Here is a 20,028-nt window from a genome sequence, read left to right on the forward strand (position 1 = left end):
CACCCGTACATGGGTGTTTTTCTAGGTTAATCAAACGTTTGTTTAAATGAGACAAAATCGTTTAAACAAACGTTTGATTAACTGTCAAAAGTGGAAAAATGTTTGTATAGCAACTATGGTATGATAGTTGCAAAAAGGTGGGAATAATGATAAATCTAAACATAGAGGTTTTTTTCATCTCATGAAATAATAGATAGTTATTATTCGTTATATGTAAATTTTTATGGAAGAATGGATAGAAATAAAGTGAAACTTTAATCAGTAGGAGGTTCATCCAACACTGATTATTAGCCCTCACCAATCGGGCATTTACTGCCCGCAAATAGCGGGATAAATTTTTTGGTCAAATAAAAAAACCATTGAAATGAATATTTACTTTTGATGGACTACACGAATCGGGTTCTTACTGCCTGTTTGAGCGGGATAAAAGAAGGATAGCAAGATGAGAGGAGGTAGGCATGGGAATACTGAATAGAAGTTCAGTATGTTCTTTTTCGATACATAAAGAAATTTCCTGTGCTAATAAATGATGAAGCGAGCAAGAATTATTTATAATCCTACTTCTGGGCGTGAGCTATTTAAGAAGAGCTTACCAGAAGTATTACAAAAATTAGAAAAAGCTGGCTATGAGACATCTTGTCATGCGACAACGGGTCCTGGAGACGCTACTGTGGCGGCGAGGCAAGCTGCGGATCGTAAGTTTGATGTTGTTATTGCGGCTGGTGGCGACGGTACGTTAAATGAAGTAGTAAACGGTTTAGTTGGGCATGAATTCCGTCCGAAATTTGGAATTATTCCAGTTGGAACGACAAATGACTTTGCACGTGCGATTGGTGTACCTCGTTCTATTGAAGAGGCAGCAGATATTATTTGCGAAGGAAAAACAGTGCCATTAGACCTTGGTAGAGCGAACGATACATATTTTATTAACATCGCTGGTGGCGGTCGTATTACAGAATTAACATACGAAGTACCGAGTAAGTTAAAGACAGTATTAGGACAACTTGCTTATTACCTAAAAGGTATCGAGATGTTACCATCATTGCATCCGACATATGTTGAAATTGAGTATGATGGAAAGTTACTACAAGAAGAAATTACGATGTTTTTAATTACGAATACTCGTTCAGTAGGTGGATTTGAAAAGGTAGCACCGTATGCATCTATTAACGATGGGTTATTTGATCTATTAGTACTGAAAAAAGGTTCTATCGCTGATTTAATTAAAGCAGCAACACAAGCACAACGTGGTGAACATATTAATAATCCAAAAGTGTTATATACACAAGCGAACCGAATTAAAGTACATTCACCAGATAAATTAATGATTAATTTAGATGGTGAGTATGGTGGAGATGCACCGATGGAATTCGAAAATATATATCATTGTTTAGAACTATTTGTTCCTGAACATCAAGAGGATGCCCTGTAAAGGCATCCTTTTTTACTTTGTTAAAATGAATTGTAAATTGGGAGTTAGTTTGATTTTTATGGTATTTTTACAATTCTTTTATTTTACATCCATACTTTATTGATACACTGGAAGAGATAAGAAATGAGAGGTAGGGTGCTATGGAGAAGGTAAAGGCGATATTATTTGATAAAGATGGGACATTAATGGATTTTCATTCAATATGGATAAAAGTAGCTGAAGAGCTTGTAGCTGAATGTATAAGTTTATACCATTTACCAAGTACAATAGGGCAGACCTTATTAGAAGAGATTGGTGTAGAGGGAGCATTTGTTAATCCGAGGAGTGCAATAGCTGCTGGAACAAGCCTTGATGTAGCGAAGGGGCTTTGTAATTATATTGAGTCTGCTAGAGAAGAAGAGATGCATCAGTGGGTAAGTGAGAAGTTATTTTCCCTTATGTATGAGCATCGTTCGCATATGAAAATGACAGCGGATTTACCGAAAGTGTTACAGGCATTAAAAGATAAAGGATTTATATTAGGGGTAGTCACGGCGGATGATTTCGCACCAACAGAATTATTTTTAAAACAATATAAGTTGGAGAACTTTTTTGATTATATTATAGCCTCAGATACATTCCCTGCGCAAAAACCAGATAAAAAGATTATAGAAGTGTTTTGTGAGAAATTTAATTTAGAATCATGTGAGGTTGCGGTTGTTGGAGATACGCCAACTGATTTACATTTAGCTAAAAATGGCGATTGCTATGCAATTGGGGTGCTATCTGGTACGGGAGACCGTCCAACATTAGAACCACTTGCTGATTTAGTGTTAGATTCTGTTGGAGAGTTTATTTCTCAATCGGGTGAGTTTTTCTGGGAGAAAGAAAAGTCTAATGTGTAAGGAAAATAAGTCTATAAAGACTCTTAATGAGTCTTTGTAGACTTATTTTTTATACCTGGATACAAAGAATATAGGATAAATGCTAGAAAAGAAAGTTGGCATATATTTTGCAATAAGAAGAGAAAACAATGTAAAGAAAAGGATGGGGTACGCAATGAACACAAAAAAATTTGCTAAAGTAAATGAACAAATTCCAGGACCGAAAGCGGCATCTTTATTAGAACGCCGTCAAAATATAGTACCAAAAGGAGTAAGTAACGGCATCCCAACGTTTGTACAATCTGCAAATGGTGCTCTTGTAACAGATGTTGATGGCAATCAGTACATTGATTTTGCAGGAGCAATCGGGACAATTAACGTAGGGCATTGTCATCCAACGGTTAAAGAAGCGCTCCATAAACAAGTCGATCAATACATTCATACTGGATTTAATGTCATGATGTATGAGCCATATATTGAATTAGCAGAAAAGCTTGCGGCATTGGCACCAGGAAGTTTCGATAAGCAAGTCCTATTTTTAAATAGTGGTGCAGAAGCAGTTGAGAACGCGGTGAAAATTGCTCGTAAATATACGAAGAGATCTGGTATTATCGCATTTTCTAAAGGTTTCCACGGGCGTACATTAATGACAATGACGATGACAAGTAAAGTGAAGCCATATAAATTTGGGTTTGGTCCCTTTGCTCCAGAAGTATATAAAGCGCCATTTCCATACGAATACCGTCGCCCAGAGGGATTAACGGAAGAGCAGTATGATGATTTTATTATTGAAGAGTTTAAGAACTTCTTCATATCGGAAGTAGCACCAGAAACAATCGCAGCTGTTGTAATGGAACCTGTTCAAGGGGAAGGTGGATTTATCGTCCCAAGTAAGAAATTTGTTCAAGAAGTACGCCGCATTTGTTCAGAGAACGGCATCTTATTTGTAGCGGATGAAATACAAACAGGCTTTAGTCGTACAGGAAAATATTTTGCAATTGATCACTATGATGTCGTTCCAGATTTAATTACGGTGTCTAAATCATTAGGTGCTGGTGTACCGATAAGTGGTGTCATTGGACGTAAAGAAATTATGAATGAGTCTGCACCAGGTGAACTTGGTGGAACGTATGCAGGAAGTCCATTAGGATGTGCAGCTGCATTAGCTGTTCTCGATGTAATAGAAAATGAGAAATTAAATGATAGAGCGATAGAATTAGGAAAAGTCGTAATGAACCGATTCGAAGAGATGAAAAATAAATATCATTGCATCGGTGATGTGCGTGGGTTAGGCGCAATGTGTGCATTTGAGGTCGTTCAAGATCGTAAGACGAAAGCACCTAACAAAACGTTAACGGCTAATCTATGTGCAGAAGCAAATAAGCGTGGGTTACTTTTATTATCAGCAGGAACGTATGGAAATGTTATCCGTGTGTTAATGCCTTTAATTATTACAGATGAGCAACTTGAAGAAGGATTAACAATAATTGAAGAATCGTTGCAAGCTTGCTATGAGCAAACAAACATCGCTCGCGTGTAAAAACTGAAGTATAAATAGCAAACATTCTAGCTGACTCTATATTAAATGCAGAAAATTCACTTTATAATAAAGGTAGTGAAGTGGATCGATGGATTTGAAGTTAGGGGTGGCTAGGATGGTTGCAGAAAAGGAACGAGTGTTAATGGATTTAAAAGATGTATTTGAATATGCGTTTGACGAAATTTTTGTTACAGATGAGCAAGGGATCGTTGTGCGTGTAAATAGTACATGTGAAAGGCACTACCAACTAGCTGCAGAAGAGTTAGTTGGTAAGCATGTAAAAGAACTACAAAAGAATGGAATCTTTTATCCATCAGCGACATTAGAAGTGATTGAAAAAAAGAGGCCAATTGAACTCGTTCAAACTACAAAATCAGGAGAATATTTACACGTTCGTACAAGGCCTGTTTTTGATGATGAGGGAAATTTAAGAAGAGTGATTAGTTATTCTCGCGACCTTACTGAACTCTATCAATTACGTCAAAAGGTAGAGGAAATGGATAATCAGCTAAAAACATATAAAAAAGAATTAAGAGAAACATATGAGCATGAAGGACTTATTTTTAAAAGTCTAGCCATGCAAAAAATAGTCGATACAATCAAAAAAGTATCTGTAGTGGATAGTACTGTTCTCGTTTTAGGCGAGACTGGAGTAGGAAAAAGTCGATTAGTACGCCATTTACATGAAGTGAGTCACCGTAAGCATGAAAGTTTCTATGAAATTAATTGTGCGGCATTGCCAACTAATTTAATTGAATCGGAGCTCTTTGGATATTCAGGTGGATCTTTTACAGGTGCGAATCGTGAAGGGAAAAAGGGACTATTAGAATCCGCGCATAAAGGAACTCTTTTTTTAGATGAAATCGGTGAAATGCCGATTGAAATTCAAGCGAAGCTTTTGCAAGTATTGCAAGAAAAAACATTTCGTCCTATAGGCGGAAGAGAATTAAAAAAAGTGGATGTTCGAATTGTGGCGGCAACAAATAGAGATTTAAGCGAGATGGTGAAACAAGGAACATTTCGGAAAGATTTATACTATCGTTTGAATGTTATTCCAATTGCAATTCCCCCGCTTAGGGAGAGAACAGAAGATATTTTGCCGCTTATTTATCATTACTTGCAGCACTTTAATAAAAAGTACGGACGTGATGTGAAACTAGCGCCGAGTACGTTACAAATGTTTGTCGGATATCCGTGGGAAGGAAACAATAGAGAAATAGAGAATGTAATTGAGAGAATTGTTATTACTGTCGATGATGTTGTAACGGTAGAGGATTTGCCACTCTCTATGCAAGAGGCTGCAGTTGAACAATCAGGGCGAAGTCTTTATAAAATGCTGGAAGAGGTAGAGAGAAATATTATTCTTAAAGCGTATAAAACGTATGGATCAAGTTATAAAGTGGCTGAGTTTTTGCAAATTAGTCAATCTGCTGCTACTAGGAAAATTAAGAAGTTCATAGAGGAGGAAGAAAATATTGGATAAAAAGGCGACTTTCGTAAGTATAGATAAAAAGGCGATGTATATAAATGGTGAGTGGATTACACTACAAGAACAAATTGAAGTAAATAATCCTGCGACGAAGGAAATATTTGCAACTGTACCAAAAGGCGGAGTAACAGAGGCAAAGCAAGCTGTTGATGCTGCACATGAAGCTTTTAAAACGTGGTCTAAGTTAACGGCAGCAGATCGTGCCACGAAGTTAAAAAAGTGGTTTACGCTTATTGATGAGAATAAAGAAGAGATCGCAGCGATTATGACGAAGGAACAAGGGAAGCCGTTTGCAGAAGCGATTGGTGAAGTAAATTATGCAAACAGTTTTGTTGAATGGTATGCAGAAGAGGGGAAACGCGTATATGGTGAAATGATTCCTGCTGCTCATCCGAATAAGCGCATTTTAGTTATGAAGCAACCAGTTGGCGTTATGGCAGCTATTACACCTTGGAACTTCCCAGCTGCTATGATTACGAGAAAGGTAGCCCCAGCGCTTGCAGCAGGCTGTACAGCCGTTGTGAAACCGGCAAGTCAAACGCCATTAACTGCATTGAAATTAGCTGAATTAGCCCATGAAGCAGATATTCCAAAGGGCGTAATCAATATCGTAACAGGTAGTGCAAAAGCAATTGCTGATACATGGATGGAAGATGGTCGCGTTCGAAAAGTGTCCTTTACAGGGTCAACGGAAATCGGGAAAGAGTTAATGGCTAGTGCGGCGCAAACGATGAAAAAAGTTTCGCTTGAGTTAGGGGGACACGCTCCGTTTATCGTAATGAATGATGCAGATTTAGATAAAGCAGTAGAAGCGGTGATTGGTTCGAAATTCCGTAATGCAGGACAAACGTGTATATGTACAAACCGAGTATTCGTTCAAGAAGAAGTATACGAAGTATTTGTAGAGAAGTTCCAAAAGTCAGTAGGGCAGTTGAAAGTAGGAGACGGTTTCGGTGACGGAACGACTGTCGGGCCACTTATTGATGAGAATGCAGTTTCAAAAGTACAAGAACATATTGAAGATGCTATTCAAAAAGGTGGAACAGTTTTATATGGTGGTCAAAAGGTCGCAGAGTTAGAGGGACATTTCATTCAACCGACTGTAATTGGGTTGGCAAATGATACGATGCTTTGTATGAATGAAGAAACATTTGGGCCAGTGGCACCAGTTGCGAAATTTAAAACAGTTGATGAAGTAATTGAACGTGCAAATAATACACCATACGGTTTAGCTGCGTATATTTTCACGAAAGACATTAGCCAAGCATTCCAAATTAGTGAAGCGCTAGAGTACGGTATTATTGGTCTAAACGATGGTCTTCCATCAGTTGCACAAGCACCATTCGGTGGATTTAAAGAAAGTGGTATCGGCCGTGAAGGAGGCCATTTCGGCATCGAGGAATATTTAGAAATTAAATATATTTCATTAGGACTATAAGTAGTATACTAGAATCTCTATAAGGTAACAGAGAAGGAGATTCTAGTATGGTATATTGGCTATTATTACTTGTTACAATTATTTTTGAAGTAGCTGGAACAATCGCAATGAAACTATCAAATGGTTTAACAAAGCTCGTTCCAAGTGTACTTATTTTCGTATTTTATGGAATTTGTTTCAGCGTGTTTGCTATCGTCGTTAAAAAGATTCATTTAAGCATTGCTTATGCCATTTGGTCTGGCGTTGGAACGTTACTTATTACAATCATTAGTGTTTACTTTTTTAAAGAGCATATTAGCTTATTCCAAGCATTTTGTATTCTCTTTATTGTTTTGGGTGTCATTGGGCTTAAGGTTTCATCGGCATCATAAAAGGCTATCTTCCTGTGTGGAAGATAGCCTTTACTTTTATCCCGCTATTTTCCGGGCAGTAAGACCTCTACCTCAAAATTCAGCGAAAGCAAAGAAGTTAGGTGGGGGATCGGACTGCCCGTAAAAGCCCAATTGGTGAGGGCTGATTAAAGTTTCACTTTATTAAAACGCCCAGTTACCTTTACGGAAGATAGGCTCATGTCTGCCATCAGCTGTAATACCATCGATATCAAGCTCAGCGGATCCAATCATGAAGTCGTTGTGTGTAATACTAGCGTTTGCGCCGTTTTCAGCAAGTTCTTCTTTAGACATTGTTTTTCCGCCAACTAAGTTAAATGCATAAGCATTTCCGATTGCAAGGTGGCAAGATGCATTTTCGTCAAATAGTGTATTGTAGAATAAAACATTTGTGTTTGAAATTGGTGAGTCATGAGGTACTAAAGCTACTTCTCCTAAGAAGTGAGAACCTTCATCTGTTTCTACTAAATGTTTTAAAGCTTCTTCACCAGCTTCAGCTTTATAGTCTACGATACGTCCATTTTCAAATGTTAACGTGAAATTATCGATAATATTACCTGCAAATACTAACGGTTTTGTACTAGAAACTTGGCCGTTTACACCTGTTTTAAGTGGCATTGTAAATACTTCTTCAGTTGGAATATTAGCCATAAATGGTACGTTCTTTTCATTTAAGCTACCAGCACCAGCCCATACATGTTTTTCTGGAAGTTCGATTGTTAAATCTGTTCCAGGACCTGTATAGTGAAGAGCTTTATAATGCTTTTCGTTTAAGTAATCCACTTTTGTATGTAATGTTTCATCATGTTCTTTCCATGCTTCTACAGGATTTTCTAAATCAGCGCGAGTAGCTTTGAAAATAGCATCCCATAACTTTGCTTCTTGTTCTTCTGGCGCTACGTCAGGGAATACTTTCGCAGCCCATTCTTTCGTAGGAACAGAAATTACACACCAGCTTACTTTATCGGCTTGTACGTAATCACGGTATACTTTCATCGCTTCTCCAGCTACTTTATGAGCTGTTGCGATACGTGTTGCTTCTACACCTTTTAATAAATCAGGGTTTTCTGCATAGATAGACATAAATGCAGCGCCTTCTTTTGCTAATTCTTCACGAGCATGTGCTTTCCAAGAAGGGAATTCAGAGAAAGCTTCTTCAGGAGCTAGATCGAACTTTAAGCGTGTTAACGTCTCATCATTCCAATCCACATATACGTGTTTTGCACCAGATTTATATGCTTTCTCTGTAACGAGGCGTACAAATTGTACAGCTTCAAGAGGTGCACTAATTGATAAAGTTTGCCCAGGTTGAATATTAACACCAACATTAACTGCAAGAGCAGCATATTTCTCTAACGTTTGTTCAAATGACATATGTATAATCTCCTTTAATTTGAAAGATTTCTTACTATATATAATACAAGAAAATTCTAAAAATATATATAAATATAAAGTAAAAAGAGAGCTCAAAATGTATTGAGCTCTTACATTTACTTAATTGAAGAAGCAAACTGCTCTACAGTCGTTGTATGGTGTATACGAACGCGCTTCATCTTTAACAATTCATCAGGTTCACCCTTCGTAATGAATTGCCCAGGCTTTGTCGTCGTCGCAAATTGATAATACTTCTTCGTTTCTGCAACAACCTTATCATCTACATGACCGAATGGATAAGCAATCGCGATAACAGGCTTACCTGTTATTTTTTCTAGCTTTTCTTTTGAACCTTTTAACTCTTCCTCATAGTTTGTAATTTTCGGCAAGTCTGCATGTGTTGCAGTATGAGATTGCACCGAGAAAATGCCGGAATCAACCATTTCTTTTATTTCAGAAGTAGACAATGCTCCTTCTACATCAACGTTATCAACAATCATATATTCTGTTGCTGCCGGTTTAAAAGTATCATCTTTTAGCTTTTGTAAAACGCGAAATGCATTCATATTATTTTTCATACCGTCATCAAATGTAACGAAAATCGGCTTATTTACTTTATTTATATCGCCCCAGCGTTCAAACGTTAACAGCGTATAACCATTGTCCTTTAAATGTTTCATTTGTGCTTCAAAGTTAGCTGGTGATACGAATAAGTCTTTAATACCTTGACCATGATAATCATCAATTGCGTGATACATAAGAACAGGAACCTTTTGTTCGAAAGTAATAGTAGATTTCGTAAGCGGGATTGTTTTCCCAGCTTCTTTCATTCCTGTTGCTTCAATTTGGAACTCACCGCGTTTTCCTTCAAATTCCTTTATATCAAAAGGAAGTGTGAATTGTTTCTCTTTTTCTTTAGAAGAAAAAGATTTAGCACTTTCCTTGCCATCAGCTGTGCGCCAAATTTTATATTGTACTTCATTTAAAGAATCTTTTATGTCTGTAATATGAATACTTGTGTTTGTAGATTCGTGTGTAACTGCATTATATGAGATTTTACCTTGTTTTTGCACAGTCTCTTCTTGTTTCTTAATCCCTTGAGCCGTTTTCTCTTTTTTAGGTTCTGGACTTACATTGTTAGTATTACAGCCTGCTAGAATGGCAGACGTACATAAAGCAATTGCTGCGTATTTTCTCATGAAAATCACCTTCTATTGTGTAGTATGTTGCATATTGACATTAAAATCCCCACCGCTATAAGAGTGGTGGGGATATACCCTTGTTCATCATATCATTTGAAGAAAATGAGGGGAATATGATTTTTAGGAGGCTATTAAGGTAATAGATTAGTGACTTTGAATAGATGTATTTTTTTGTTTCTTATGAGAATTAATAATAATATAACCGACTACAAAGATAAGAGGAATAACGAAGACATAGATAGGCATTCCCCATACATAATAGCTTTTCAGCGTTAAGACTAGTAAATGTAAGAAATCGAAAATTGCGTGGGCTTTCATAATATCCTCCAATGGTTTTTTGAAAATTATAACATTTTAAACTTGTTATTTGTATAATTTGGAAAGTGATTTAAGCTAATTTTAAAGTAAGAAGAAGACTTATTAATATGCAATTTTGCATACAGATATGGATTTTATTAAAATATAAAGATTTTATACTATAATAAAAACCGCTATAAAACTAAGTAAGAATAATGTATGGAGTGGAGAATAGAAATGAAATATAAAAAAATAATATATATCTTTTTCATATCACTATTTATAGTTGGTTGCCAAAGTGAAGTGAGTAAAGCGAATAGTGTGGAAGAGTATATTCCATCGCATCTTATGAATGCGGAAGTGACGGCGGATATCATGACACTAGAGATGGATCGTGATACACGTAAAAAAGTAGAGGTTATTACTAAAAAGATGAGTGATCATGTGAAGAATGATAAAGAGTGGTACGTAAACTACATATCAGGGCATATAGATAAACAGGTGAAGCCGTATCATCCTAACTTTGGTATTACAGAAGAAGAATATCACTTTTTTAGAAACGCCGTTGAGAATAGTAGTTTATCTAATATAAGTGATGGAAAACTTCAATTTAAGCAAAAAAGTAACCATGAAATTGAAATTGTTTCAAGTAGAAACCTAGAACTATTCCAGCATCTAGTAATTGATACAGAGAAGAATATAATAAAAACTTCTTTTGGAGAATGTCAGTATGTTGGAGAAATAAAGCCATCTTCAGAAAAAAGAATATTAGGTCGAGTGAATGGAAAACAATGGATGTTACAAAAAGGAAATTTAATCTATTTATTCTCTTTAGGAAAGCTTGAAGGAGAAGATAAATCTGTTATGGTTATTTCAGTAAAAGGCATACACGAAGGAAAACTTATTAGTAACGAGGAAGTAGTCGAATTCCGTTCGATTTCATAAAGAATCAAAAAAATCACCTTACTCGTTAAAGTAAGGTGATTTTTTATTAAATAAACAATCCAGCGATTGTCGCAGATAAAATAGAAGCAAGTGTTGATGCAAATAGCATTTTCCAACCAAATTTAGAAACAACGCTTCCTTGTTTTTCAGAAAGGGCACGGATTGTACCAACGATTGCACCAATTTGGCTAATACTTGCGAAGCTAATTAAGAATACTGTAACGATTCCAACTGTACGTGGAGCTAATGTTGTAGCTGTGTCTTTTAAATCAAGGATTGCTACAAACTCATTTAAAACAATCTTCGTACCCATAATACCACCAGCTGGGATAATATCTTGAGTTGGAATACCCATTAAGAATGCGAATGGAGAAAGTACGTAACCGAAGATTTGTTGTAAAGTAACAGCATGTCCCATTGCGCCTGAAGCTGCACTAATTACGTAGTTTACAACTTCCATCACACCGATAAAGGCGATCATTAATGCGGCAACGATACCAGCGACTTTTAAACCATCAAGCGCACCGTTAATCATTGCGCCGATAAAGCTGTCTCCGAATAGAGTTCTATCAAATTTCTGAATCACTTCATCTTCTTTTTTCGTATCAACTGGTGTTAATAACGAACAAACGATTAAGCTTGAGAATAAATTTAGCGGAAGAGCTGCTAGCACGTATTTTGCATCTAACATCATTACGTATGATGCTGTAACAGAAGCAGAAACGGAGCTCATCGCAGAACAACAAATGATAAACATACGGTTTTTATTGAAATGCTGTAAATCGTTTTTAATAACGATTAACGCTTCACTTGAACCGAAGAATACAGAGTTTACTGCATGGAATGACTCAACGCGTGGCAAACCAGTAATTTTTGAAATTGCACCGCCGACAACACGAACGATGAATGGTAAAACACCTAAATAACTAAAGATTGAAAGTAGTGCTGAGAAAAATACGATAATTAATAATACGTTTAAGAAAAAGACAAAATCTCTGTGAATTCCATTAAAGAGAAAATCGACACCTGTCGTACCAAGTTTAATTAGTTTGTTGAAAACTTTACTAATGAAAATAATGATTTGTTGACCAACCTTTGTAGCAAACATAAACCAACCGATTAAAATTTGGAAACCAATCATAATTGCAATTGCACGGAAGTTGATTTTACTTTTGTTGTTTGACAAAGCAAAACATAAACCTAACACGGCAAGAATACCGATAATGCTCATTACATATTGCATGTAGTTGCCCCTTTCAGAAGTTCGTATAAAGTTTGTACATAAAACGCTCGTTATATTACTAAAAATAAAAGAACGAGGTTTTATGTCATACGTAAGATGTCTGACCTTTTAGAAAAATAAAAATAAAAAAAGACCCATATGGATTCACTTTCATCTATGAGAGAAAGCTAATCAATATGAGTCCTTTTTTGCGCATAGGCTAATATTCATTAGTTTTCCCCATAGTCCAGCAATTTAAGGTTGCCGGGTAGAAACTCTCGATCCATATTATCAAGTATATATGAGGTAACATCGTCCGTATTAAATTAGTAGTAGCGTAACATTAACAGAGAAGTATCGTCAATAGCTTTTTTTCTTCCAATAGAAAAAGACCATATAAGTATGATAAAATGTAACGCAGTGTTATGAAAAAGAGAGGTCGGAAAATGAGTACTAAAATGACGCCACCAGTTGAGAAAAACGAGTTTATAGATGTAGTATTTGAAGATTTAACACATGATGGTGCCGGTGTTGCGAAAGTAAAGGGCTATCCTATTTTCGTTAAAAACGGATTACCAGGTGAAGAAGCGCAAATTAAAATTATTAAAGTGAAGAAAAACTTCGCATTTGGTCGTTTAATGAAGCTTCATACAGAAAGTCCATATCGTAAAGATGCAGAATGCCCAGTATATAACCAGTGCGGCGGTTGTCAGCTTCAGCATTTAACTTATGAAGGACAGTTACAAGCGAAAGAAAAACAAGTACGTGACGTTATGCAGCGTATCGGAGGACTAGGTGATGTTCCTGTTCATCCTGTACTTGGCATGAAGAACCCGTGGGTATATCGCAATAAAGCACAAGTACCAATCGGAGAACGTGAAGGCGGACTTGTAGCTGGTTTCTATCGCCAAGGAACGCATGACATCATTAATATGGAATCATGCTTAATTCAGGCAGAAGAAAACGATACATTAATCCAAGAAGTAAAACGTATTTGTGAAAAGCACGGTATCACTGCGTACAACGAAGAGCGTAACAAAGGAACACTTCGTCACGTAATGGCTCGTTACGGACAAGTAACAGGGGAAATTATGCTTGTCTTCATTACGCGTACAGCAGAATTGCCGAACAAAAAAGCAATCATTGAAGAAATTGCAGCGAAATTCCCAGAAGTAAAATCGATTGTTCAAAACGTAAATACGAAGCGTACGAATGTAATTTTCGGAGACAAAACGACAGTACTGTACGGATCAGAATATATTTATGACTTTATCGGTGACATTAAATTTGCGATTTCAGCACGTTCATTCTATCAAGTAAATCCAGAACAAACGAAAGTGCTATACGATAAAACGTTAGAATACGCAAAATTAAATGGTAACGAAACAGTAATCGATGCCTATTGCGGAATCGGATCAATCTCGTTATTCCTAGCGCAAAAAGCGAAAAAAGTGTACGGCGTTGAAATCGTCCCAGAAGCAATCGAAGACGCAAACCGAAACGCAGCACTAAACAACATGACAAACGCTGAATTTGGCGTAGGAGAAGCAGAAGTAGTCATTCCAAAATGGTACAAAGAAGGCGTAATCGCCGACACAATGGTCGTAGACCCACCGCGTAAAGGCTGTGACGAAGCATTACTAAACACAATCATCGACATGAAGCCAAACCGCGTCGTATACGTATCGTGTAACCCAGCAACATTAGCACGTGATTTAAAAGTACTAGAAGAAGGCGGATATAAAACACAGGAAGTACAACCTGTTGATATGTTCCCGCATACGACGCATGTGGAGTGTGTGGCTTGGCTTAAGCTAGTATAATAGGAAAGCAGTTGATATAGAAAAAATCTATACCACCTGCTTTTTGGTTTACAAAAATACCATTCATAAGCGATTTTAGTTAAAATAAATATTGCTGATTTTCACAAATTATAAATTGAGATTTTGAAATTGTATTCATAGTGAGAGGATTTGAATTTGAAATGATAGATAATTTTTGGCGTGAATTACCACGACCATTTTTCGTACTTGCACCAATGGAAGATGTGACAGACGTTGTTTTCCGTCACGTAGTAAGTGAAGCAGGTCGTCCGGACGTATTCTTCACAGAGTTTACAAACTCGGATAGCTATTGCCATCCAGAAGGTATGAAAAGTGTACGTGGCCGTTTGATTTTTACAGAAGATGAACAGCCAATGGTGGCACATATTTGGGGAGATAATCCTGAATATTTCCGTCAAATGAGTATTGGTATGGCAGAACTAGGATTTAAAGGCATCGATATTAATATGGGTTGCCCAGTACCGAATGTAGCATCAAGAGGGAAAGGTAGTGGCCTTATTCTACGTCCAGACGTTGCAGCAGAACTTATCCAAGCAGCAAAAGCGGGCGGACTACCTGTCAGTGTAAAAACAAGACTTGGCTTTAAAGAGTTAAGCGAGTGGGAAGATTGGTTAACGCACATTTTCAAACAAGATATTGCAAACCTTTCTATTCATTTACGCACAAGAGAAGAAATGAGCCAAGTAGATGCGCACTGGGAACTAATTCCGGAAATAAAAAAATTACGTGACCGTATTGCGCCAAATACGTTAATAACAATCAATGGAGACATCCTTGATCGTAAAATGGGACTGGAACTTGCTGAAAAATACGGCATTGATGGCGTAATGATCGGACGAGGCATCTTCAAAAATCCATTTGCGTTTGAAAAAGAGCCAAGGGAACATAGCAGTAAAGAACATCTAGATCTTTTAAGACTACAACTTGATTTACAAGATCAATATGCAGAAGTACTGCCACGCTCAATCACAGGACTTCATCGCTTCTTTAAAATTTATGTAAAAGGCTTCCCTGGAGCTGCTGAATTGAGAAATCAATTGATGAATACGAAGTCGACCGATGAGGTGCGTGGGTTGTTGGATAAGTTTGAGGATAGTGTTGGTATGGCTCAGGATAGTGAGACGGTTTAACGCTCTGAAGATAGAGGGAAATGGACTGTATTAATTTGTGGGTAGTTATTTTATTTAGTTTTGAGTTTTTTTGTGAATGTAACTTTTTTTGTTGATACAGTCTGCTTGCTGAAAAAAGAAGTCTTTGAGAATATAATGAACTAACGAATACTCGTAAGGAGAAAAATGACAAGAGCTGGAGTAGAGTACATTAGGCTCTATCGAGGTATGAAATGTAATCTGAATAATAGACAGAAATAAAAAATCTCTTTATTTGAGCATGGCCATCAAGTTAAGAAAATGTATGATTTTTATCTAAATAGGACCTCCTTACATGCAGAGTGCATGTAAGGAGGTCCTATTTTATGTTCAAATTAATTAATTTAACAGCGGGAAAATTAAATCTAAATTTCCGATTATAAAAATATTGTTTTTCGACTTCTTTCGACATAATTTATAAAGTTAATTATTTAGTATTGGTATGAAGATCTTTTGAATAATAGTTATTTTTAAATATTCGATAATAATTTTAGAGTACTGTGGAATTTTCTTCTGATTTGAAGATTTTTTCTTATAGGAGCTACCAGAATTTTTTTATTTTAATTGGAGGGAAATTATGAAGAAAGTATTAATAGCTTTACTTACAGCAGGATTAATTACATCGGGTTGTCAAAAATCAACAGAATCAGTACCAACAAAAGAAGTAAGCCAAAATGTTAAGCAAGATGAGAAGAAAATTATGACGAATGAGAGCAATGATATTTCGACTTCAAATTTAAGTGGAATAGCAATGTACCTAAAAAAAAACTATCGACTTGAAGATTTAGAGAGAACGCTTTCATCCCCGAGAACAAAAGAGGAAACTAGATGGTTATATGTAGATAATTATGCTAAATATACATTTGAAAGTGATGGGAAAATTATTAATCATATTAAGATTGAATTATTAGAGCCAAAAGATTTGAAGTATAAGGATGCCTTCAAATTATTAGGTCTTGATATTATGTTAGGTACTAAAATTGAATCAGAAGGCACTGAGGCGGAAGGGTATGCAAAATATGATGTTCGAGGAAATGATGCGAAAAGTGTGCAGATTGAGAAGTTTTCAGGAACTGGGGGCGGTAGCATATCTGTAAGTGTGGATGGGGCTTTCAAAAATAAAGAAGGTACTGTTTGGTTGGATTGTGACCGGGATGGTAATGTGAAATTTATTGAAATGAATTATAAGGGTAAGGCGGTAGGAAATGAAACAAGTGTTGCTAACGAGAAATTAGAACCCTTTGATGCAGAGGCAGGATTGGAAGTAGGAAAGAATATTGCAAATATAAAAGTTTATGATACGAAGGATTTACTTATTGAACAAACCGGATTAGCCCCATTTTTATTTCAAGCAACGCTGTATGATAATCCAAATATGTATTATACAGCTGATTTTCCGATAAAAGTTCGAGTTGATAATAAGTCTACGGTAGAAGAAGCTGTGAAAATCGGAAATGAAATTAACAATTTAGTGGTAAGTGCTGTAAATAAAAAGTTTCCACATAAAAATTTTAGAGTCAAAACGTACATTTATCATACAGAATTGGATTCATCAGGTAATTTTAATGCTACTACATCAAAAAAATTGAAAATAATAGAAAATTAATATGTGAAACTTTGGGGATTTGATTTTAATAATAGGGCAGGGAGAAATAAAATAATGAATTGTACAGCATGTAATAAGAAATTATTGAAAACAAATAAGTACTGTACTAGTTGTGGTACAGAGAGAATAAATTTGGATGAATCAGAAGAACTATTTGATAATGGAGAATTCCATAACGATATTACGCCCCAAAATAGAAATGATAAAAACATAAAATTAATAAGAATTGCAAAAAAATCTCCTTGGTACGTGTGGATAATTGGGATTGTGTTTATAGTTATATTAGTTAACGTTCTAATTCAAAATAATAGTCCACAAGAAACAGTAAAAGGCTTTTTTAAAGCTCTTGAATCAAGAGATTTAAACAAAGCAGGTGAGTATATACATCCGAGTCTCCCTTGGGATGTAGAAGCTGGAAAACGTATTGGAATTCCAAAAAATGCGTCAATAGATATATTGAATATAGAAGAAAGAAAAGTTGGAGATAGAGCAAAATTAAAAGTTACGATAGATATCTCTCCAAAACCTTTATACGGCCCTAATCCTGACAATATTACTATTGATTTGAAGAAAGTTGACGGAAAGTGGCTAATTTATGATATGCAATAGTCTCCTATATGGATAAAATTCATCGAAATCCATAAACTCTAGTTTGTATAGAAGAAATATAACAATGTAAGAGACGAGCAGTGTATTTGAGGAATCAATGCACTGCTTTTATAGTTAACAAATATAAAATAGAATGTAGATCTAATGAACTAAGAAAAAATGAACCGAAAAGTTACCATAACCCTTCTATAGAATCAAATTATTGCTTGGATTGTAGTATAGCCTCTATAATCATAAATTTGGTTAAGACTACAAAACCTCCCCCTAAAATGTTAAAGTAGTAACTTAACGACATTAATTTACACATGCTAAAAGCATTACTATAATCAACATTTCAGGAGGAAACCCAATGGCAATGAGCAACAACGATATATTAAAAAGAGTACGATACGCTTTAGACATAAGAGATATAGATATGGTAGAAATCTTTAAACTTGGCGGGATGGAAGTAACGAAAGAAGACGTAGTTGATATGCTTACAAAAATAAAGAAAACTCCGCAACATGAAGCTGAAAATGATGAGGTAGCTGAAGATGAGTACGTATTAACATGCGATATGATGATGTTAGAGGCATTTTTAAATGGATTTATTACTTTAAAAAGAGGAAAGCAAGATCCGAAACCAGGGCAGCCTGCACCTGTACAGAGCAAGGAGAGTGCCAATAACCTTCTTCTAAAGAAAATGAAAATCGCACTATCTTTAACGAGTGAGGATGTACTTGATATATTAGATAGCGTAGGCGTTACGGTAACAAAAGGAGAGTTAGGCGCTCTATTAAGAAAAAAAGGTCATAAAAATTACAAAGAGTGCGGCGATAGATACGCAAGGAATTTCATTAAGGGATTAGGTGTAAAGTATAGAGGATAATGAGTTCGTTAAAGCAGTAAATGATATAATAGGTAGAGTAGGACGTTCGTATCCTACTCTTTTTTATTTGTAAAAATACTATGCTAGGTGATGAAATGGTACATACATATTTAGGTGAGACAATTAATTTTCATATAACTTATAAGAAGAAAAAGTCCGTGCGTCTTTTTGTAGATTCGTATGGAAATGTGGAAGTGCAGGCTCCGAAAGGGACACCTGTTGAATACTTAGTCCAGTTGCTAGAGGAAAAGTGGGATTGGATTCAGACAACACGTAAGGAAATGGCGGAGCGAGCGCGTGGACCACAGGAAAAGGATTACGATCAAGGAGAAGGCTTTTTGTATTTAGGGAATACGTATCCGATACAGATTTCCCAAGATGTAAGCATTGAGCAAGACAATGCGATTTTTGAAGGGGATAAGTTACATATTTATGTGAAAGAGCTAAAGGATGAGAAAATACAGCAAGCTTTAAAACGATTTTATTATAAGCAGTGTAAAACTTTAGTAGAGAAGAGCATTAAAGTGCATCAAAGTAACTTTAAGACAAAACCACGTTCTATTCGTATTACAGATAGTAGTCGTACTTGGGGTACTTGCGATTCGAATTTACAACTAACGTTCAATTGGAAGCTAGCGATGGCACCACAGCGAGTAATTGATTATGTAGTTGTTCATGAAATGTGTCATATGGTTCATTTAAATCATGATCGATCTTTTTGGCGTCTTGTCGGGAAGATAATGCCTGATTATAAAGAAATGGAGAATTGGTTAGCGTTATCTAGTTGGAAGATGACGGTTTAGGAAGGGATATCGATTTTTGTCTGTAAATCGATATTTCTTGTCGAATCGTTGATATATTGTGAGTTTTGATAGATATATTTTAAAAATCGTTGATATATTGTGAGTTTTGATAGATATATTTTAAAAATCGTTGATATATTGTAAGTTATGATAGATATATTCGAAAAATCGTTGATATAATTTCATTTACTACAGGATTGTTCAACAAATCGAAAAGAGAAGAGGTCACAGCAGACATCTCCTCTTTTCGAGTATATAGATTATCGCCCAAACTTCACAATGAAAGTATCTGCTGTTTTCTCCATCTCATACCCACGATACCCCTCCGAAAGCAAAGCCTGCTGTCCACTAGCATCACTCATTAGAATACTTTGAACATCCGTCCAATCGCTTTCTTTATCTCCGCGCAATTTCTTCACAAAAACATATCGCAGACTACCACCATACTTCTCCTTCAGCGCAGCAATCTCCATCCCTTGCGCAAATTTATCCTTCAAACTCGGGATGTTAAAAGGAGCAACGGTGCAGCATACATAATCATATTTGCTATCTTCTTTTTGTAATTCGTCCATGATGACGTTTGCTAATATTTTTTGCATCCCATTTCCTCGACAGTTCGGATGAACGTTTGAGATTTCTTGATAGATGACGCGGTGTAGTTCACTTTCTGGCAAACCAATATCAAGCCCTAAATGTTCATCATCGATAGGCGGGACGAGTAGAGCGCGAAATGCGATGAGTTCGTTTTCGATAAAAGCACCGATCATCATGCCGTTTCCTTCTAGAATGTATTGAAATTCTTCTTGTGGGAGTGGTTGTAAACGACTTTTATCTTCTAGTGCTTCAACTACGATGTTTTGTAGTGATAAAATTTGTTCGATGTGCTCTAGTGATAGTAATGTAACGTGAAATGATTCGTTATTTTGTTTTAATGTTCCTTCGTATAGAACCGTCATATG

General features: G+C 36.1%; 18 protein-coding genes and 1 riboswitch. Of the genes, 13 read left to right on the top strand and 5 right to left on the bottom strand.

Features of this window, described 5'->3' with window-relative positions; genetic code table 11:
- Positions 1 to 526 precede the first annotated feature (526 nt).
- The 6 genes from AC1Q8M_RS24005 (at position 527) to AC1Q8M_RS24030 (ending at position 7,133) form a co-directional block, all read left to right on the top strand.
- On the top strand, positions 527 to 1,432 hold the full coding sequence (locus tag AC1Q8M_RS24005) for a diacylglycerol kinase (RefSeq protein ID WP_098361358.1): 906 nt from the start codon (positions 527 to 529) through the stop codon (positions 1,430 to 1,432).
- 140 nt (positions 1,433 to 1,572) lie between these two features.
- Positions 1,573 to 2,316, top strand: a complete 744-nt coding sequence (locus AC1Q8M_RS24010) for an HAD family hydrolase (RefSeq protein WP_000416664.1) — start codon at positions 1,573 to 1,575, stop codon at positions 2,314 to 2,316.
- 154 nt (positions 2,317 to 2,470) lie between these two features.
- Positions 2,471 to 3,835 (top strand): 4-aminobutyrate--2-oxoglutarate transaminase, encoded by a 1,365-nt coding sequence (gene gabT, locus AC1Q8M_RS24015; protein WP_098365659.1) that lies wholly within the window; start codon positions 2,471 to 2,473, stop codon positions 3,833 to 3,835.
- A 115-nt stretch (positions 3,836 to 3,950) separates the two neighbouring features.
- On the top strand, positions 3,951 to 5,318 hold the full coding sequence (locus AC1Q8M_RS24020; RefSeq protein ID WP_000225152.1) for a sigma-54 interaction domain-containing protein: 1,368 nt from the start codon (positions 3,951 to 3,953) through the stop codon (positions 5,316 to 5,318).
- Complete coding sequence (gene gabD, locus AC1Q8M_RS24025; protein WP_000358131.1) at positions 5,311 to 6,762, top strand: NADP-dependent succinate-semialdehyde dehydrogenase; 1,452 nt, start codon at positions 5,311 to 5,313, stop codon at positions 6,760 to 6,762. The genes AC1Q8M_RS24020 and gabD overlap by 8 nt, the downstream gene beginning before the upstream one ends.
- A 47-nt stretch (positions 6,763 to 6,809) precedes the next feature.
- Positions 6,810 to 7,133, top strand: a complete 324-nt coding sequence (locus AC1Q8M_RS24030) for a DMT family transporter (RefSeq protein ID WP_000263262.1) — start codon at positions 6,810 to 6,812, stop codon at positions 7,131 to 7,133.
- 162 nt (positions 7,134 to 7,295) lie between these two features.
- Here the strand turns inward: AC1Q8M_RS24030 and AC1Q8M_RS24035 are convergent, their stop codons facing one another.
- The 3 genes from AC1Q8M_RS24035 to AC1Q8M_RS24045 form a co-directional block, all read right to left on the bottom strand.
- The gene (locus AC1Q8M_RS24035) at positions 7,296 to 8,525 is read right to left on the bottom strand and encodes an aminopeptidase (RefSeq protein WP_000007372.1); all 1,230 of its coding nucleotides are present in this window, start codon (positions 8,523 to 8,525) and stop codon (positions 7,296 to 7,298) included.
- A 116-nt stretch (positions 8,526 to 8,641) separates the two neighbouring features.
- Positions 8,642 to 9,724 carry a polysaccharide deacetylase family protein gene (locus AC1Q8M_RS24040; RefSeq protein WP_001233714.1) on the bottom strand — a complete coding sequence of 361 codons (1,083 nt, stop codon included), beginning with the start codon at positions 9,722 to 9,724 and terminating at the stop codon, positions 8,642 to 8,644.
- A 147-nt stretch (positions 9,725 to 9,871) separates the two neighbouring features.
- The gene (locus tag AC1Q8M_RS24045) at positions 9,872 to 10,045 is read right to left on the bottom strand and encodes a hypothetical protein (protein ID WP_000643593.1); all 174 of its coding nucleotides are present in this window, start codon (positions 10,043 to 10,045) and stop codon (positions 9,872 to 9,874) included.
- Between the two features lie 216 nt (positions 10,046 to 10,261).
- Here AC1Q8M_RS24045 and AC1Q8M_RS24050 point away from each other — a divergent pair, with 216 nt between their 5' ends.
- Positions 10,262 to 10,969 carry a hypothetical protein gene (locus AC1Q8M_RS24050; protein WP_098855495.1) on the top strand — a complete coding sequence of 236 codons (708 nt, stop codon included), beginning with the start codon at positions 10,262 to 10,264 and terminating at the stop codon, positions 10,967 to 10,969.
- Positions 10,970 to 11,015: 46 nt separating this feature from the next.
- Here AC1Q8M_RS24050 and AC1Q8M_RS24055 read toward each other — a convergent pair whose 3' ends face one another.
- A complete protein-coding gene (locus AC1Q8M_RS24055; protein ID WP_001200494.1) occupies positions 11,016 to 12,212 on the bottom strand; it encodes a NupC/NupG family nucleoside CNT transporter in 1,197 nt (398 codons plus the stop codon).
- Positions 12,213 to 12,414: 202 nt separating this feature from the next.
- Positions 12,415 to 12,516, bottom strand: a riboswitch (purine riboswitch).
- Positions 12,517 to 12,637: 121 nt separating this feature from the next.
- Between AC1Q8M_RS24055 and rlmD the strand changes: the two genes are divergently transcribed.
- The 6 genes from rlmD to AC1Q8M_RS24085 all read left to right on the top strand — a co-directional run bounded on the left by rlmD (position 12,638) and on the right by AC1Q8M_RS24085 (position 19,069).
- Entirely contained in the window at positions 12,638 to 14,014 is a 1,377-nt protein-coding gene (gene rlmD / locus AC1Q8M_RS24060) for a 23S rRNA (uracil(1939)-C(5))-methyltransferase RlmD (RefSeq protein WP_000105032.1), read from the top strand.
- Positions 14,015 to 14,175: 161 nt separating this feature from the next.
- Positions 14,176 to 15,165, top strand: coding sequence for a tRNA dihydrouridine synthase (locus AC1Q8M_RS24065; RefSeq protein ID WP_098855496.1), 990 nt, complete (start codon positions 14,176 to 14,178; stop codon positions 15,163 to 15,165).
- Positions 15,166 to 15,760: 595 nt separating this feature from the next.
- Entirely contained in the window at positions 15,761 to 16,789 is a 1,029-nt protein-coding gene (locus AC1Q8M_RS24070) for a hypothetical protein (RefSeq protein ID WP_098855497.1), read from the top strand.
- 54 nt (positions 16,790 to 16,843) lie between these two features.
- A complete protein-coding gene (locus AC1Q8M_RS24075; protein ID WP_000995851.1) occupies positions 16,844 to 17,398 on the top strand; it encodes a zinc ribbon domain-containing protein in 555 nt (184 codons plus the stop codon).
- 349 nt (positions 17,399 to 17,747) lie between these two features.
- Entirely contained in the window at positions 17,748 to 18,266 is a 519-nt protein-coding gene (locus AC1Q8M_RS24080; RefSeq protein ID WP_001251722.1) for a YehS family protein, read from the top strand.
- 95 nt (positions 18,267 to 18,361) lie between these two features.
- Complete coding sequence (locus AC1Q8M_RS24085; protein ID WP_000233764.1) at positions 18,362 to 19,069, top strand: M48 family metallopeptidase; 708 nt, start codon at positions 18,362 to 18,364, stop codon at positions 19,067 to 19,069.
- A gap of 260 nt (positions 19,070 to 19,329) precedes the next feature.
- Here AC1Q8M_RS24085 and AC1Q8M_RS24090 read toward each other — a convergent pair whose 3' ends face one another.
- Positions 19,330 to 20,025 (bottom strand): N-acetyltransferase, encoded by a 696-nt coding sequence (locus AC1Q8M_RS24090; protein ID WP_098365662.1) that lies wholly within the window; start codon positions 20,023 to 20,025, stop codon positions 19,330 to 19,332.
- Positions 20,026 to 20,028: the final 3 nt, after the last annotated feature.

This window comes from Bacillus sp. GW823-FHT06A10 (assembly GCF_058795375.1).